18 protein-coding genes are annotated in these 16,415 nt (G+C 62.6%); 6 read left to right on the forward strand and 12 right to left on the reverse strand.

What is annotated here, in order from left to right:
- Nucleotides 1–262: 262 nt before the first annotated feature.
- Nucleotides 263–2,620 (forward strand): phosphoketolase family protein, encoded by a 2,358-nt coding sequence (locus CCR95_RS19925; RefSeq protein ID WP_201097746.1) that lies wholly within the window; start codon nt 263–265, stop codon nt 2,618–2,620.
- Nucleotides 2,621–2,787: 167 nt separating this feature from the next.
- Nucleotides 2,788–3,039 (forward strand): cyclic nucleotide-binding domain-containing protein, encoded by a 252-nt coding sequence (locus CCR95_RS19930; protein ID WP_242523368.1) that lies wholly within the window; start codon nt 2,788–2,790, stop codon nt 3,037–3,039.
- A 26-nt stretch (nt 3,040–3,065) separates the two neighbouring features.
- Here CCR95_RS19930 and CCR95_RS19935 read toward each other — a convergent pair whose 3' ends face one another.
- From CCR95_RS19935 to CCR95_RS19980, 10 genes are all read right to left on the reverse strand, one after another.
- The gene (locus CCR95_RS19935; protein WP_242523369.1) at nt 3,066–3,608 is read right to left on the reverse strand and encodes a lipid-binding SYLF domain-containing protein; all 543 of its coding nucleotides are present in this window, start codon (nt 3,606–3,608) and stop codon (nt 3,066–3,068) included.
- Between the two features lie 225 nt (nt 3,609–3,833).
- Nucleotides 3,834–6,122: a bifunctional diguanylate cyclase/phosphodiesterase gene (locus CCR95_RS19940; RefSeq protein ID WP_201097749.1), complete on the reverse strand. Its 2,289-nt coding sequence runs from the start codon at nt 6,120–6,122 to the stop codon at nt 3,834–3,836.
- A gap of 172 nt (nt 6,123–6,294) precedes the next feature.
- A complete protein-coding gene (locus tag CCR95_RS19945; RefSeq protein ID WP_201097751.1) occupies nt 6,295–6,984 on the reverse strand; it encodes an ATP-binding cassette domain-containing protein in 690 nt (229 codons plus the stop codon).
- Entirely contained in the window at nt 6,981–8,225 is a 1,245-nt protein-coding gene (locus CCR95_RS19950; RefSeq protein WP_201097753.1) for an ABC transporter permease, read from the reverse strand. Before CCR95_RS19950 ends, CCR95_RS19945 begins: the two co-directional genes overlap by 4 nt.
- Nucleotides 8,225–9,244, reverse strand: a complete 1,020-nt coding sequence (locus tag CCR95_RS19955) for an efflux RND transporter periplasmic adaptor subunit (protein ID WP_201097755.1) — start codon at nt 9,242–9,244, stop codon at nt 8,225–8,227. The genes CCR95_RS19950 and CCR95_RS19955 overlap by 1 nt, the downstream gene beginning before the upstream one ends.
- Nucleotides 9,245–9,262: 18 nt before the next feature.
- Complete coding sequence (locus CCR95_RS19960) at nt 9,263–9,580, reverse strand: hypothetical protein (protein WP_201097757.1); 318 nt, start codon at nt 9,578–9,580, stop codon at nt 9,263–9,265.
- 292 nt (nt 9,581–9,872) lie between these two features.
- Nucleotides 9,873–10,400 (reverse strand): Spy/CpxP family protein refolding chaperone, encoded by a 528-nt coding sequence (locus CCR95_RS19965; protein WP_201097759.1) that lies wholly within the window; start codon nt 10,398–10,400, stop codon nt 9,873–9,875.
- Between the two features lie 132 nt (nt 10,401–10,532).
- Entirely contained in the window at nt 10,533–10,958 is a 426-nt protein-coding gene (locus CCR95_RS19970; protein ID WP_242523370.1) for a BON domain-containing protein, read from the reverse strand.
- Nucleotides 10,959–11,021: 63 nt separating this feature from the next.
- Nucleotides 11,022–11,180 (reverse strand): DUF3309 domain-containing protein, encoded by a 159-nt coding sequence (locus CCR95_RS19975; protein WP_201097779.1) that lies wholly within the window; start codon nt 11,178–11,180, stop codon nt 11,022–11,024.
- 231 nt (nt 11,181–11,411) lie between these two features.
- Complete coding sequence (locus CCR95_RS19980) at nt 11,412–11,588, reverse strand: CsbD family protein (RefSeq protein ID WP_201097761.1); 177 nt, start codon at nt 11,586–11,588, stop codon at nt 11,412–11,414.
- Nucleotides 11,589–11,827: 239 nt separating this feature from the next.
- On the opposite strand from CCR95_RS19980, the gene CCR95_RS19985 reads away from it, so the two are divergent.
- A complete protein-coding gene (locus CCR95_RS19985; protein ID WP_201097763.1) occupies nt 11,828–12,319 on the forward strand; it encodes an MgtC/SapB family protein in 492 nt (163 codons plus the stop codon).
- A gap of 16 nt (nt 12,320–12,335) precedes the next feature.
- Here CCR95_RS19985 and CCR95_RS19990 read toward each other — a convergent pair whose 3' ends face one another.
- Complete coding sequence (locus CCR95_RS19990; RefSeq protein WP_201097764.1) at nt 12,336–12,491, reverse strand: hypothetical protein; 156 nt, start codon at nt 12,489–12,491, stop codon at nt 12,336–12,338.
- Between the two features lie 128 nt (nt 12,492–12,619).
- Between CCR95_RS19990 and CCR95_RS19995 the strand changes: the two genes are divergently transcribed.
- From CCR95_RS19995 to CCR95_RS20005, 3 genes are all read left to right on the forward strand, one after another.
- Nucleotides 12,620–13,252 (forward strand): hemerythrin domain-containing protein, encoded by a 633-nt coding sequence (locus CCR95_RS19995; protein WP_201097766.1) that lies wholly within the window; start codon nt 12,620–12,622, stop codon nt 13,250–13,252.
- A 6-nt stretch (nt 13,253–13,258) separates the two neighbouring features.
- Nucleotides 13,259–13,810 (forward strand): PRC-barrel domain-containing protein, encoded by a 552-nt coding sequence (locus CCR95_RS20000; protein WP_338115455.1) that lies wholly within the window; start codon nt 13,259–13,261, stop codon nt 13,808–13,810.
- Between the two features lie 134 nt (nt 13,811–13,944).
- Nucleotides 13,945–14,265, forward strand: a complete 321-nt coding sequence (locus CCR95_RS20005; RefSeq protein ID WP_276570292.1) for a catalase — start codon at nt 13,945–13,947, stop codon at nt 14,263–14,265.
- 652 nt (nt 14,266–14,917) lie between these two features.
- Here CCR95_RS20005 and CCR95_RS20010 read toward each other — a convergent pair.
- Nucleotides 14,918–16,318: an IS1380 family transposase gene (locus tag CCR95_RS20010; RefSeq protein ID WP_201097768.1), complete on the reverse strand. Its 1,401-nt coding sequence runs from the start codon at nt 16,316–16,318 to the stop codon at nt 14,918–14,920.
- Nucleotides 16,319–16,415 lie beyond the last annotated feature (97 nt).

Genomic DNA, 16,415 nt, shown 5'->3' on the forward strand with positions numbered 1-16,415 from the left:
TTGAGAGATTTGTTGCCATCGGTGATGGTGCCAAGGTTATCAGCGTCGCACACCGACTTGCGCCTAAGTATGACCCAAAACTTGCCTGCGCCTTAACGCTTCCGCAGCTCTATGTTCTCTAACGCACAGACCGGCGGGCGGAAAGGGTGTCTGCTCGCGGTTCCCGGACATGCGATGTCCGGCATCCGTTCGCCACCGCCTCGATGGGCCGCTTCATGGCCAGGCGGCATCTCCCAGGCACCGTCCCTTCAGGAATCCGAACATGACCACGGCGACCCAAACCCTCGATCCCGAACAGCTCCGCAAACTCGACGCCTGGTGGCGCGCGGCGAACTATCTCTCGGTCGGACAGATCTATCTCTACGACAATCCGCTGCTGAAAGAACCGCTTTCGCTTGCGCACATCAAGCCGCGCCTGCTCGGCCACTGGGGCACAACGCCGGGATTGAGCTTCATCTACGCGCATCTCAACCGTGTCATCAAGGACAACGATCTGAGCCTCATCTATGTCGCCGGGCCGGGTCACGGCGGACCCGCGATGGTGGCGAACGCCTATCTGGAAGGGACTTACAGCGAGGTCTATCCGAACATTTCCCAGGACGAGGAGGGGATGCGGCGGCTGTTCAAGCAGTTCTCCTTTCCCGGCGGCATCCCCAGTCATGTCGCGCCGGAGACGCCGGGGTCGATCAACGAGGGCGGCGAGCTGGGCTATGCGCTCTCGCATGCCTTCGGCGCGGCCTTCGACAATCCCGACCTGATCGTCGCCTGCGTGGTCGGCGATGGCGAGGCGGAGACCGGCCCACTGGCCACGAGCTGGCACTCGAACAAGTTCCTCAATCCGATCCACGACGGCGCGGTGCTGCCGATCCTGCACCTCAACGGCTACAAGATCGCCGGTCCCACGGTGCTCGCGCGCATCCCGCGCGACGAGCTGGAAGCGCTGTTCCACGGCTATGGCTACGCGCCCTATTTCGTCGAGGGCGACGATCCCATGACGATGCACCAGCTCATGGCCGCCACGCTCGACACCGTGGTCGCCGAGATCCAGCGTATCCAAAACGACGCCCGCGCCTTCGGCTTCGAGACGCGTCCGCGCTGGCCCATGATCGTCCTGCGCTCGCCCAAGGGCTGGACCGGTCCGAAGAGCGTAGACGGCAAGGCCGCCGAGGGGACTTTTCGCTCCCATCAGGTGCCGATGGCCGACATGCGCCATCCGGGGCATCTGGAGATCCTGGAAGACTGGCTGAAGAGTTATCGCCCGGAGGCGTTGTTCGACGCCAGCGGTCGACTCAACGCCGACATCGCGACCCTGGCCCCGCAGGGCGAGCGGCGCATGAGCGCCAATCCGCACGCCAATGGCGGGCTGCTGCTGCGCGATCTGCGGATGCCGGATTTTCGCGACCAGGCGGTGGCGGTGCCCCAACCGGGTGGCGTGGACGCCGAGGCGACCCGCGTCCAGGGCCGCTTCATCCGCGATGTCGTGCGGCTCAATCCCCAGACTTTTCGGGTCTTCAGCCCGGACGAAACGGCCTCGAACCGCTGGGACGCGGTGTTCGAGGTCACGGATCGCTGCTCGGTCGCGGAGATCCTCCCCGGCGACGAGCATGTCGGACCGGATGGCCGGGTGATGGAGATGTTGAGCGAGCATCAGTGCGAGGGCTGGCTCGAAGGCTATCTGCTCACCGGCCGCCACGGCTTCTTCTCCTGTTACGAAGCCTTCATCCACATCATCGACTCCATGTTCAACCAGCACGCCAAGTGGCTCAAGGTGTGCAACGACATCCCCTGGCGGCGGCCCATCGCCTCGCTCAACTATCTGCTCTCCTCCCATGTCTGGCGTCAGGATCACAACGGTTTCAGCCATCAGGATCCCGGCTTCATCGACCATGTCATCAACAAGAAGGCGGCGGTCATCCGGGTCTATCTGCCGCCGGATGCCAACACCCTGCTTTCGGTGACCGATCACTGTCTGCGCAGCCGCAACTACGTCAATGTCATCGTCGCCGGGAAGCAGTCCTCGCCTCAATGGCTCGACATGGATGCCGCCATCAAGCACTGCACCGCCGGCATCGGCATCTGGCCCTGGGCCAGCAACGACCAGGACGGCGAGCCGGAGGTCGTCATGGCCTGTGCCGGCGACGTGCCGACGCTCGAAACCCTGGCCGCCGTCGCCCTGCTGCGCACCCATGTTCCCGACCTGAAGATCCGGGTGATCAACGTGGTCGATCTGATGAAGCTCCAGCCGCCCAGCGAGCACCCGCACGGACTGAGCGACCGGGAGTTCGACCTGCTCTTCACCACCGACAAGCCGATCATCTTCGCCTATCACGGCTATCCCTGGCTGATTCACCGGCTCACCTATCGCCGCGCCAACCACCGCAACCTGCATGTGCGCGGCTATAAGGAAGAGGGCACCACCTCGACGCCCTTCGATACGGTGGTCAAGAACGATCTGGATCGCTTCGACCTGGTCGCCGACGTCATTGATCGGGTGCCGCGACTTGGCCCCAGGGCCGCCTACGCCAAGCTGGCGATTCGCGACAAGCTGATCGAGCACCGGCACTACATCGCCGAACATGGCGAGGATCTGCCGGAGATTCGGGATTGGAAATGGGTGTGATGCCTGAAACTTAGCCTGATCGGGCGCGGTCGAACCCTGCGTGGAAAACCGGCTGCGTCGTCGGTGCGTGCGTTTGCCGACAGACGGAGTAGCCTCGACGCTCTCTCGTCAAATCGATCTCGACGGACGGATCACCCGCAGGGATTCCCTCTCCACGGAGCGCGCTGATGTCCATTGCCCTCGACCCCAAGAAAAACCATCTGCTCGCCGCGCTGCCCGAGGCCGAGTGGCAACGCTGGCGACCGCAACTGGAGCCAGTCGAGATGCCGCTGGGCGAGGTGCTCTCCGAATCGGACCGCATCCTGGATCATGTGTATTTTCCGCTCACCGCCATCGTCTCGCTGCTCAATGAGTGCGCGGACCATGGCGGTGCTGATGCACAAAAGACCAGATCACTTCTCGCGCGGGACGCGGTTTAACGTCATCGTCGTCGCGCGACGTCCGATCAACGTTGGATGGGGGTGATTTTCGTCCCTTCGATGCTCAGGCTAGCCATGAGACCCTGCTGATCGAAAATGAAGGCGTAGGCATCGTCCTTTAAGGTCGTCGAGGACAGATTCTTGGCCGCCCCTTCATCCAGGACCACCACGGTCGGCCCGACACCGATTTCCCAACCTTCCGATTTGTCCAAATAGCTCAGGGCGTTGTCGTTCATCAGAAACACGACATAGCTGTAGGACTGAACGCCAGCCTGCCAGCCCCAGGACGCGGACACCGAATTGTAGTAGCCGGCAACCTGCTCGCCCTTCATCAGCACGCCTTCGCCATAACTGCCACCGAGTCCCAACCCGGCTTTGACGATACTCGGGAACACCAGGGTCGCCCGGGCGGTCTTGCCGATCGTGGCGGCGGCGGGATTGGTTTGATACAAGAGCTGTAACGCTTGGGCGGCGTCTCGATTCAGCTCTTCCGCCGTGGCGGCCAGCGCTTGGCCGGCGATTGACGCCAACGAGACGGTCGCGGCGGCCATGAGGAGAACGTTTTTCATCGTGTTGCGCGGATTGAACATGTGGATTTCCTGTCGGTCGTTTTGAACTGATGGGTTGATAGCAACGGCGGCTTGATTGCCGCGGCGGTCGTCCCGGTTTGCCGAATTGGACACGATCGCCTGTGTCCGAATGGCATGGAAGAGAGTAAGCGCGATCGGGCGCAAGCTCTGTTCGATGGCACACATAGCGACAGGACAAAAGAAAGAGGAGCGGATCTCGCCGCCTCAGTGAACGCCGCCCGCCTGCTGGCGGTACCAGTCGGCGAACCGCTCGCCCGCCATCGGGACGCCCAGGTAGAAGCCTTGCACCTGATCGCAACCGTGCTCGCGCAGGAACGCCAGGTTCGCCGCGGTCTCGACGCCGACCGCGCCGATCTCGAGCTGCAAGGCGCGGCCGAGACCAATAATGGCGTCCACCATGGCGGGCATCGCCGGCTTGACCCCCAGGCGCTGCACCAACGCCCGGTTGATCGCCAGCCGATCCAACGGGAGTGAATCCAAGGCGTCGAGGCTGGAGTAGCTCAGACCGAAGTCGTCCAACGCCACCCGGACCCCGAGCTGTTGCAGCGCCTCCAGCATCCGCCGTGAGGCCGGCAGATCCTGCATCAGGGTGACCTCACTCAGTTCCAGCGACACGACGGCGGGGTCGACGTCGCTCGCCTGGGCGGCGGCGGTCAGTTGCCGCAGGAACCCCTGGTGGTGAAACTGCCGGGCCGAGACGTTGACGGCCATGGCGATCGGGGGCAGCCCATCCTGCCGCCAGGCCAGCTGTTGACGACACACCTCCTCGAAGACCCACTGGCCAAGCTGATGGATGAGTCCGCTGGATTCGGCGACCGCCAGGAGCGTCAGGGGCGCGACCTCGCTCCCATCGACCTGCGGCCAGCGCAGCAGCGCTTCGACCCCGGTGACGCCGCCGCCGTGGGTGTCCAGGATCGGTTGGTAGGCGAGTTGAAATGCCGCCCGCGTCAACCCCTCGCGCAGGCGGTGCTCCAGCGTCGCGGTGGTCCGTGCCTGTTGATTGAGCGCCGCGGTCACGAACTGATAGCTGCCGGGGCTGATCTGCTTGGCTTGATAGAGGGCGGCATCCGCGCGCTGGATCAGGACTTCGATGGTCTGGCCGTCCTGTGGGTACATGCTGATGCCGATGCTGGCGAGACAGTGCAATTCCAGTCCATCGATCTGGTAGGCGGGCGTCAGCGCGGCGATGGCGTTGCGCGCCGCGCGCGCCACGTCGGCGCCATCCCCGACGTTCGCCAGGACGACGATGAACTCGTCGCCGCCGAGCCGGGCGACCAGATCCTCCGCGCGAAAGGTCTCGCGCAGCCGGCGCGCAACCGCTTGCAACAGCCGGTCACCCACCGGATGGCCATAGGTATCGTTAACCGCCTTGAAGCGGTCCAGGTCGAAAAACAGCACCGCCAACTGACCGCCCGGCCGGCGGGTGTTCGCCAGCATGTGATTGGCCAGTTGATCGAGCAAGGCCCGGCTGGGCAGGCCGGTCAGGGAATCGTGCTGGGCCAGATGGACCGCCTGGTCCTCGGCGGCCTTGTGGTGAGTGACATCCTGGTGCACCAGCAGCACCCGCGCCAGCCGGCCCTGGGCGTCCAGGATCGCCGCCAGGCGGGCCATGAACCAGCGATGCGCCCCGTCCTTGCACCGCAGTCGATATTGAATCTCGCTGCCTTGCGCCGACGCCTCCACGAAGCGGGCGAGGTGGACGAGGATCCGCGCCCGATCCTCCGGGTGCAGCAAGGCGGCCCAATCCCGGAGTTGCAACGGCAATTCGCCCAGGGTATAGCCGGTCTGCCGCCACCATTCGGGCGGGAAAAACACCTGGTTCGTGCGCACATCCCATTCCCAGAAGGTCAAATCGCCGATGTCCGCCACCAGACGCAGCCGCGCCTGGCTCTCGATCAACGCCTGCTCGCTGTGTTTGCGGGCATCGATGTCGATCAGGATGACCCGGCAGGGCGGCTGGTCGCTCACCGCCTCGGGTGCGAGACTGGTCTCGAGCCGGACCCAGATTGGCGGCGCGTCGGCGCGCCGCAGGCGCAGTTCGCAGGACTGCTGCTCGCCCGCGGAACGGAGCTGGCGGCGGCAGTGGTAATAGATGTCCTGATCCTCGGGGAGAATGAAGCGGGTCAGGGATTGGTCGATCAGTGCGTCGCGCGGGGTGTCCAGGAGTCTCGCCGCGGCGAGGTTGCCCTCCTCGATCAGGCCCGCCTCGTTTAGGGTCAGATAGCCGATTGGGGCCAGATCGTAGAGGTCGAAATAGCGCGATCGCGAAGACTCCAGCGCCTCCTGGGTGTGACGCAGTTCATCGTTCTGCAGCTCCAGTTCGATCTGGTGCACGCGCAGCTCGTGGACCAACCGTTCGGTCGTCTCGGTCGTGAACGCCGCCTCGGCCGGAGAAGACGTCTGGGTCGCGAGCCGCCTCTCGGCCTGCCGACGTAAATCGGCCGCCGGCGGCACTGGATCGTCGTCGTTTCGATCATCGATCTCGTTGGCCATCGACTGCATAGACCTGTTGTCGTGATTGGAAGTGGCGCTGCTGTGGAGTTCCAACCGTCCAGCCTGACGGGATCCGTCAAATACTGAAATGCCTTGAATCTTCAGTTTTCGAGTGACTACGATGCCTTTGAAAACAGTTGCTTACTGACAACTGACAACTGATTATACCAAATTATGCCGCCCGCCAGTCGGCGTCGATCTTGCCATCGACGATCCCAATGCGCCGATCCGCGGCGGCGGCGAAGGCGGCGTCGTGGGTCACCGCCACCACCGTCTTGCCCATGTCATGCGCCAGATCCTTGAGAATCTGGCGCACCGTGGCGCCCGCGACCGAATCCAGATTGCCGGTCGGTTCGTCGGCGAGGAGGATCAGCGGATCATTGGCCAGGGCACGGGCGATGGACACCCGCTGACGCTGGCCGCCGGAGAGCTGGTGCGGATGCTTGGCGCTCTGCTCGACCACGCCCAGCCGGTCCAATAGCTCCAGACCGCGCGCGCGGGCGGCGGACTCATCGAGCCGGCCGAGTCGGCGCATCGGCAGGGTGACGTTGTCGATTACCGAAAACTCGGCGAGCAGGAAATGGAACTGGAAGACGAACCCGAGCTTCTCCAGGCGGCGGTTCGCCAGATCGTCCTCGCCATAGACCGAGGTCTCCTCGCCGTCGAGCCATACTTGTCCCGAGGTCGGGACATCGAGCAGGCCGAGCAGATAGAGCAGCGAGGACTTGCCGGACCCGGACGGTCCCATGATGCAGATGAACTCGCCGCGCTCGATGGCGAGACTGACATCCTTCACCAGCGTTACCGGCACCTCACCGGGCAGGATGCGGACCAGATTCTCCGCGCGCAGGACCGCGCTCACGCCGCGCCCCGCAGGATCTCCACCGGATGCACCCGCCCGGCGCGGCGCGCCGGGAGCCAGGCGGCGAGGATGCAGGAGGTCATGGCGAAGGCCGTCGCCAGCGCGAACTGCTGCGCGCCCCACCAGATCGGCAGAAAGACCTGCTCGGAGACGCCCGGCGGCTTGATCTGGACCTGCGACAGGGCCTGCATGAGTCCGGCCCCCATGGCCAGGCCGAAGAGGCTGCCGATGATGCCGATGATGACCCCCTCGAACAGAAAGATGAGCCGCACGTCGCGGGCGTGAAAGCCCATGGATTTGAGGATGGCGATATCGCGGGTCTTCTCCAGCACGATGGTCGAGAGGGTGTTGTAGATGCCGAAGGAGGCCACGAGCAGAATCGCCGACACCACGCTGTACATGATGATGTTGCGCACCACCAGCACGCTGAGAATATCCTCCGAGGCTTCCACCCAGGAGACCGATTTGTCGCCGATGGCGTCCTCGATGCGCTGGGCGACTGTGCGCGCGGCATAGGCGTCATCGAGCTGGATCAGGAACCGATTGACCCGGTTGGGCCGCTCGAACAGCACCTGCGCGCGCTTGAGCAGGGTGAAGGTCTGGGTCTCGTCGACTGCGGCATTGCCGGTGCGAAAGAGGCCGACCACCTTCATGGCGCGGCTGGCGCCGCTCGCCGCGACCACGGTCAGGTTGCGGCCGAGCCCGAGGTTGAATTTCTCGGCCAATCCGGTGCCGATCACGATCCCGTTGGGGTTGACGTCGAGCGCGTCGAGCGAGCCTTCGATCATCTTGTCCTGGATGGTGGAGACGGTCTTCATGGTCTCCGGCACGATGCCCGAGAGCGTGACGCCCTCCTCGCGTCCGGCGAAGGTGAGCACCGCCGAGCCGACCAGCACTGGCGCGACCCGCAGCCCCGGAATCGCCTCGATCAGCGCGAGCTTCTCGCGGTAGCCGCGGATGCCGCGCGTCTCAGTCTGCGGTTTGAGGTTGCGGATCTTGACCGCCCCGTCCGCCCAGCGCCGCTCGGCTGGCTGGGTGCGGGGCCGGCGCACCTCGTCCGAGACGGTGATGTGCGGACTGTTGTCGACCAGACGCTTGATGAAATCCTGCTCGGAGCCGCGCATCAGGGACGAGACCGCCAGGAAGAAGGCGACCCCGAGCACCACGCCGGTGAGCGAGACCAGCGTCTGGCGCCGCCGTCCGGTGAGATGGGTAAGCGCGACCTGGAGCTGGATGCGCATCAGGGTTGTGATGCAGTGTCGGGTGGACGAATGCGAACGGTAGCGCCGTCGCGCAAGTCTTCGGAGGGCATCGCGACGATCTGCGCGTCCATCGGCAACCCGTCGAGGATCTCGGTGCGTAGCGCGCCGGCCACGCCGGTGCGTACCGGCTGGCGGCGCAGCTTGCCGTCAGCGACCAGCCAGAGCGCGCCTTTCTGGAGTGCCGTCGATGGCACCAGCAGAGCGTCTTGCCGCTCGGTCACGATCAGGTTGGCGTCGACCGTCATGCCGATCTGCAAGCCATCCGGGTCGGGGAGCCGGATGCGCACCCGGAAGGTGCGTGCGACCGGATCGCCTTTGGGGGTGATCTGGCTGACCTCGCCTTCAAACACCTGGTCCGGCAGGGCGTCCGCATGCAGGACCACCGTCTGCCCGACTCGCACCCGAGGGATGTCCTCCTCGTCAACGTCGGCGGTGACTCGCAGCGGCGCGCAGCAGGAAAGATAAAACACCGCCTGCCCGGCCGGGATGAACTGACCGACCTCGCCATCGCGCCGGAGGATGAGGCCATCGGCGGGCGCACTGAGCGTCAGGAAGCCGCGTTGCGCCTGGGCGCGTCTCAGCACCGCCTCGGCCGCCTCCAGTTCGGCGCGCGCCTGGTCGAGATCGACGGTGGCCACCACCTTGCGTTGCGCCAGTTCCTGCATGCGCTGGAGATTCAGACGTGCCAGGCGCGCTCGCGCGTCAAACTCCTGCACGGTATTGGCTAAGTCGGCATCATCGAGCCGGGCCAGCGTCTGTCCCTTGCTGACCTGGTCGCCCTCGTCGACCAACCGCTCGATCAGGTTGCCCGCCGCCCGCGAGGCGATCGGCAGCATGACCGTGGGCTCCACGGTGCCGGTGGCGTAGATCGCCTCGACGGCGGGGCCGCGCGTCGGCGCGACAACGGTGACGGCGACCGGCGCCTCGCGCCACCAGAACCAGCCGCCGAGGGACATCAGCACCAAGATTGTGAGCGTCAGACTCCATTTTTTGCTCATGGATAATCGTTGCTGCCTTTATCCGGCACCCTCGATGTCAGACGCGCTGTCCCCACCGATGAGTCCGGCAAAATCATCCAGCAAGCCGAGAACCTCTTGCCGGAGCGATCGATTGGCCAGCCGCATCTCGGTCAATGGCGATTGCAGGACGGTCTCCAGACGCGGCTCACGGCGGATCGCCGCGCGCAGATGAGTCATGCCGACCGTGCTGCTCTGATATTCTTCGCACACGCCCAGCAGGATCAACAGTTGCTTCGACCAGTCCCTGTCCAAGCGCATGCTTGTCCGTGGCATGGCGAGGCGCGGAACGACTTTGGTGCGAGACTGGATGATCATATGGTGTCCTAACGCGTCCAATAAGGGATTGGTTCACTGCCCCGCGTACCGAAAGGGTCACGCGACGGGTCTGCACCTGACCGGCGCGGTCGAGAGTCAGATTGTAACGACCGGGCGGGAGACGGGCGTAAAAAAACGGACCTTTGGAAACGGCCGTGAGCCGATGTTGACCGCCGACCTCATCGATTTTCACCTTTATGTCATCGCCACCTCTACCTGGATCCTGATGAATCAAAACCGTGGCCAACACGGGAGCGCCCGGAAAGCGACGAAACCGCGTCGGCCGCAACGGTTAGCGGTCGCCGCCAGAATGCTTCCGGTCCTGGATGTTCGCGCGCTGCTCATCGGTCAGGACCGCCGCGATGCTCTCGCGCAGTTGGGTCCGGGTCATTTCTGGATCCGCCTGCTGGGCGTCGAACAGGGCCTTGATCTGGGTGACCTGGTCGTTAGTGAGATCGAGTCGGTCGGTCATCCGGTCCAGATCGCGTTCCATGCGCGTCTGCATCATATCCTCGCGTTTGGCCCGCTGGATGTCAGTCAGCACGGCACTGATCTGTTTGCGAGTCTCGACACGTTGCAGATCGCGCTGGACTTGTTCGGCCGCCATGATCGTGTGAATCTCCGTTTGCTGTGCCTCGGTCAGATCGAGATCCCTGGCCATCCGCCCGACGTATGTCTCGACGCGCTGAGTGGGATCCGGACGCCAGCCTTCGTCGGATCGAGCATAGGCCGTGTCGGTTCCAATGAGCGATGCGCCGAGGAGCAGGCCGGCCGAGGCAACGATGCCCGTGAGTCCGGTCAGAATGCGGTCGTGATGCATGATGCAACTTCCTTGATGGTGTCTTGAATGGTGGTTCAGTTGATCTCTGAGCCGATGGCATCCCTGCCCGGTTGAGACGCTCTCCGCGTTCCTGCGGAGATTGTTGATAGACCGCCTGGCGGTCTAACCCGCTTATTTGAGAACCAGGTTATTTTCGACCGAGGTCACATTCTGGGTGCCGCGGGCCAAGTCCACCGCGCGATCGATCGTCAGCTGAGAATCCAGGGTGCCGCTCAGCGTCACGACACCCTTCGTGGTGGCGACATGAATCTGAAAGACTTTCAGCGCCGGGTCGCGCAGGATTTCCGCCTTGATCTTGGCCGTGATCCCCGCGTCGTCCATATAATTCCCGGTTTTGGCGGCGCTCTCGCTCAGCGACGCCTTCGCCTCGCCCATCTTGTCGCCAGCTTTTTCAGCCGCTTGATCCAGCTTTTTCCCGGCTTCTTCAGCCGCCCCTTCTTGCTGACAGCCGACGACCCCGAGCGTGGCCGACAGGAAGGCGATCAGGAACAGACTCTTCGACGCACTCAATGGCAGACGATCTGTATTCATTGTCATGGGTGAACCTCGTGTTGAATCGTGAACAGAGTTGGCGAGTGACCGCCAAATGCGTCATCGCGCTTACAATCGGCCAAGTAAGAAAAGGACTAACACGATGATTAGGATCGTCCCGATCACGCCGCTCGGCGCATAGCCCCAGCCCCGACTATGTGGCCAGGTAGGAATTGCACCCAATAGCAGCAGGATGAGAACGACCAGCAAAACAGTGCCCAGTGAAATGGTCATGACGGCACTCCCGTTGAAGTCATTAAAACGTTTGATCGAGGGCTATTCCAAGAGGACATGGTCGGAACGCTTGGAATCGCCAACCCACGCCCGAGGCAATGGTGCATTGCTTCAACGCATCAAGATGACTCAGGCGTTCTCCATCGGCGGTCTTGGAACAAGGGACCGCCATGCGGCGAGCCAGCCTGCCCAAGACTCCTCAGCGCGGATCCGCGAATCGATGGATCAGCCTGCGTCCTTGAGATCTTCTGCAATATCGCCAATCTCCGCCTGAACCTTGCCGGCGTTCTTTTGGACCTTGCCTTTGATCTCCAGCGATTCATTGCCGACCGCCTTGCCGGCGACTTCCTTTACCTTGCCTTTTGCTTCTTCGTAGCGGCCTTTGACTTGATCTTTGTTCATTGAAACTCTCCTGATCAGTGAATTGAAAATGACCTGAGCGTGGAACGCTGTTTCCCATCGCTCAAGGCATACATTACGCTTCGCGATCGAGCGCGCTCGGTGCGGCATCGCACATAAGCCGACTCTTTTTTCTCTGTGCGATACCGTACAGAACGTTCCGCAGGTCACCGTTAATCTGGCAGATGCGTGACAACCGGCAGAGTTGAGTCACACCCTTACGCAGCGAATGAGGAGGGCTCATGGGCGACTGGTGGCAGGCGGTGATCGACACCCTGGTGGCCGATTTCTCCGATCTTCCGAACGCCGCCGAGGCGACCCGGATCACCGTGCGTCTCCTGATCGCGGCGCTGCTCGGGGGGCTGCTTGGCTACGAGCGGGAGCAGCAGGGCAAGTCGGCGGGGGTGCGCACGCACATGCTGGTCGCCATCGGCGCGGCCTTATTCGTGCTCATTCCGCAACAGGCCGGGGTCTCGGAGGTGGAGATGAGCCGCGTGATCCAAGGTGTGATCGCCGGGGTCGGCTTTCTGGGGGCGGGAACGATCATCAAGGGCGGCGATGACGAGCATGTGCGTGGTTTGACCACGGCCGCCGGCATCTGGCTGACCGCCGCCATCGGTCTCGCCGCCGGACTGGGACGCGAGTCATCGGCCATCCTCTGCACCCTGCTCGCCTTGCTGATTCTCTCGCTGGCGCCCAAGGTCGAGCGGTGGTTGGGCAGGCGGCGGAAGTAGCCTCGGCACGCTCCGCTTATCCTCTGTACTCATCCTCTCTGCACTCATCCCCGATGCGGCTTTCGGCGGCCTTGTAAGCCGCTTTCGACATCGTCTGCGCGATGGTGCCAGCGCTAACAATCAGGCCGATTGCGGCGGCGATCGCCGTCACGTTGAGATGATTCAGCTTCAAAAATAAGTAGAGCCTATGCGTGGTACCGCACCGAACGCGTAGGTTATTGGTTGTAGGGTGACGACGAAGACATGGAATTAATCGTTCCGTGTTCAAGTAACGACACACCACCATCACTGGAGGCACTCATGCCGAAAGAACAAGTCGAAGGCCGCTTCGAAGAGGTCAAAGGCAAGGTAAAAGAGGTGGCCGGCAAGGTCGTCGGCAACAAGGCAATGGAGCAAGAAGGATCTGCCCAGAAGAACGCGGGCAAAAAGCAGGCAGCTGCTGGCGATGAGAAGAAATCTGCGAAGTCGCCGAGTACGCCCAAAGCTCAGGATGCAACGACCCTCTTGCGTCATGACCACAAGGTCGTCAGTGATCTGTTTGACGAGTACGAGAAAACCAACGTCAGGGCCAAAAAAAAGAGCCTCGTGGCCCAGATCTGCGCCGATCTCACGATTCATGCGCAGCTCGAAGAGGAAATCTTCTACCCAGCCGTGAAGGCGGCCCTCAAGGATAAGGAGTTGGTGCCGGAGGCGACCGTCGAGCACGCGACGGTCAAAGGATTGATCGCGCAAGTGGAGGGTATGGAGCCGGACGGCGAGGACTTCGACGCGAAGATCAAGGTGCTGTCCGAGTGTGTGAAACATCATGTCAAGGAAGAGCAGAGCCAGATGTTTCCCAGGGCGAAAGAGTCGAAGCTGGACATGCTGGAGCTTGGCGCCCAAATCGCGTCGCGTAAACAGGAGCTTATCGCGGAACGGTCGCGCCGAGCGTAAAAGGTCATGATCAACGTCGCGCTCCGGCGACTAAAGAGGCACATCTCCTGGCGGTTGCCAGCCGATGTTGATGAATTCAACGATGTGCCTGTTGCTCATTCAATGATGTTTTTTCTGGAGATAATGATGAACTACACAGAACGCGATACCTATGGCATGTACAAGAGCGAATCCCATGCAGAAGCCGGTGCCGGACCTGGCCCCGAGTTGATGGGGGCCGATACCCTCGTGGGCAATGACGTCCATAACCAAAGCGACGAAAAGCTCGGAGATGTCAAAGAGATCATGTTGGACATGCGCAGCGGCAAGGTCGCCTATGCGGTCCTGTCCTTCGGTGGTTTTCTCGGGATGGGAGAGAAACTCTTCGCGGTGCCCTGGAGCGCCTTGACACTCGATACCGAGAACAAGTGCTTCGTGCTGAATGTGGACAAGGAACGCCTGGAAAACGCCCCGGGATTTGACAAGGACCAGTGGCCCGACATGGCCGACCCGGAGTGGGCAAAGAACATCCATGCCTATTACGGGACAGAAGCCACTACAGACGCACCGCTTCACTAACGCGGGTTTGCCACGGCCTCATCCAGGCGCTGTCTCGGCTTGGATGAGGCCGTGTGCCATTCACGGCATGCGCCGCGCCGCGTCGCTGACGGCGCCATTCGACCACCCCTTCGAGACCTCCAAGGAGTCCGAACATGAGCAAGCCAATGTCAACGAGCGATTCGGCGGAGCCAGCGGAGCAGGGCGCGCACCCGGTGGGCGCTGGCGGTGAGCTGCATCAGCCGGCGCAGGGCGGCCACCCGCCACTAACGACCAACCAGGGTCTGCCCGTTTCAGACAACCAGAATTCACTCCGGGCCAATCCGCTTGGCCCAACGTTGCTGGAAGACTTCATCCTGCGCGAGAAGATCACCCACTTCGATCATGAGCGCATTCCCGAGCGCGTCGTGCATGCGCGCGGCACCGGGGCAAACGGCTGGCGGCCGACGGTCAGCTCGCGGGTACGCCCGCGGTGATATTCGACGCCGTGGCCATCCTGCTCTCGGAGGACGGCGCCAACCAACTATCGACCGAGTCGGCCGCGTCTCGACGCCTCGCCTCCAGTCGTGCATCGACAGACGTGCCTGACGCCACTCCTCGAAGAGGATGCGCGCCAAGGGTCCGCCTTACTGGATAAAGACCGAATTTCATCTGTGCCTGTGTTAGTTGGCGTACAGAACAATCAACGCCATCGACGCATAGTGCACCTTCCACCACTCACCGGTATCACAGCATGTCTTATGTACAACCGATTCCCGCTCACGAAATCCTAGACGCCCCGCTCATCGCCAATGTGCGCGCGGATCAGGACCAATCCGATCTCAGCGCCGTGGCCTGGGGCGCCGTCTTCGCGGGCGCTGCCACGGCCGCTTCGCTGTGGATGATCCTAACCCGGATATTTCATAGACCTGTGGGCAGGTCCAGAAACCGACGATCTTGGTGGGGTTCAAAGGCGATTCAGTCGCCAGGAGGGGGGCCGACGCGGGCGAAGCGGGCGGATTGAACCCTTGACGGTCGGAACAGGGCGGCCTGGGCGCCCTGGATGGGTGTCGTTGCCGTCAGACAGACACGAGCGCTCCTGCCCGAACGGGCGGGATGGTCAAGGCCGGGGGGGGGTAAGCGAAGGGGTCAGATCGTGAGCAGCGCTGGCGGCGGACGGGTCAGGAACAGCATCTCGGTGACACGGTGCAGAAGCGCCTTTGCCGGGCAGTTCGACGGCAGTTGCAGCTTGACGCGATCCTTGTACTGCAAGACGCGCACGGCGATCTTGAACAATTTCAACATCACCGTGGCCGGTTGCGCCTGGGCCAGTTCGGTGTGGACCAAGAGATTGGTCCGCAGCGCGTGGTGCAGAACGTAGGCCCCGCAGGCGAAGAACAGACGCAGGTGGTTGGCGAGGAAACGATGGTCGGAGGTGCGATCGCTGGCCAGATCGTTCTTGAGCATCTTGATGAAGTTTTCGTCCTGACCGCGGGCACTGTAGAGGTCGCGATAGAGCCCCTCGGGCGAGGGCTGATCCAGCGAGGTCACCACAAAGCGGGGGTTGTCGTCGAAGTCCATCACTTCGGCTTTGAGGATGACGCGAAACGCCTGGGGCCAAGTCCCGGCGGCGTACTCCAGCTCATGATAGGAGCGGGTACTGGTTGGCAGGGGTTGGTCGAGACGACGGGCATTTTCACAGCGCACCGCCTGACGTTGACGGTTGGTGTCCAAAAAGGGTGTGGCCAGCGGCGAGAGCACCCGATTGCCGGCCAGTCCAAAGATAAAATCGGTGTGTCCATCGGCCAGCGCAAGCGCCATCAGCTCCGGGTTGGCGAAATGGCTATCCCCACGCAGGATAAAGTGGGTGTCGGGCCAGGCCGCGCGCAGCCGCTGCAACACCCGCTTGAGGATCATGGCGTTTTCGGCGCCGGTCGGGCGCTTGCCAGGACGCAAGGCAGCGGTGATGAATTTCCCCGAGAGTCCCTCGAAGAGAAACAGCGGCAGGTAGCAGTGGCTCTGATAATACTGGTTGTAGAAGCTGAATTCCTGCTGGCCGTGGGTCGGATCTTCGGAATGGTCCATGTCGAGCACGATCACCGCCGGCGCCTCGGGATAGGTGGCGATGAACTGATCGATGAAGGCTTGCGCCATTCGATAGATGTCCTTGGTCGAGACGGTATTCTCCAGGCGCGAGAACGTCGGCCCACTGGCCAAGTCTGTCGCCTGATCCACGGGACGGCGCGCCACGCCGAGCTTGAACAGCGGATCTGTGCGCAATGCATTGGCGTCGTTGCCATCTTCATACCCGCAACCGATTTGAAAGATCCGCTGGGTGATCAGGTCACGCAGGGGGTGGGTGATGTAGGCCGGATGGCGCTGGTCACCGATGGCTTGGGCGAGGCGCTCTGTCAGGCCGATCTGCAGATCGACACCACGCAGTATCAAGGGGCCAAAGTCAGAAGACATCGCCCCGCCGTCGAAGTCGGCGCGCACGGTCAGGCCATCGACGGGAGGAAAGCGCAGCGGCTCTTGGGTAAACTGGGACATGGGCGACCTCGTTTGGCTTCTCCGAAGCGTTCTTTGCAGAACACCAATTTTATCAATTGGTTAAACGAGTGTCGCCCATTTTTATGAATAATTCGGG

The organism is Thiocystis minor (genome assembly GCF_016653465.1).
GTDB lineage: Bacteria > Pseudomonadota > Gammaproteobacteria > Chromatiales > Chromatiaceae > Chromatium > Chromatium minus.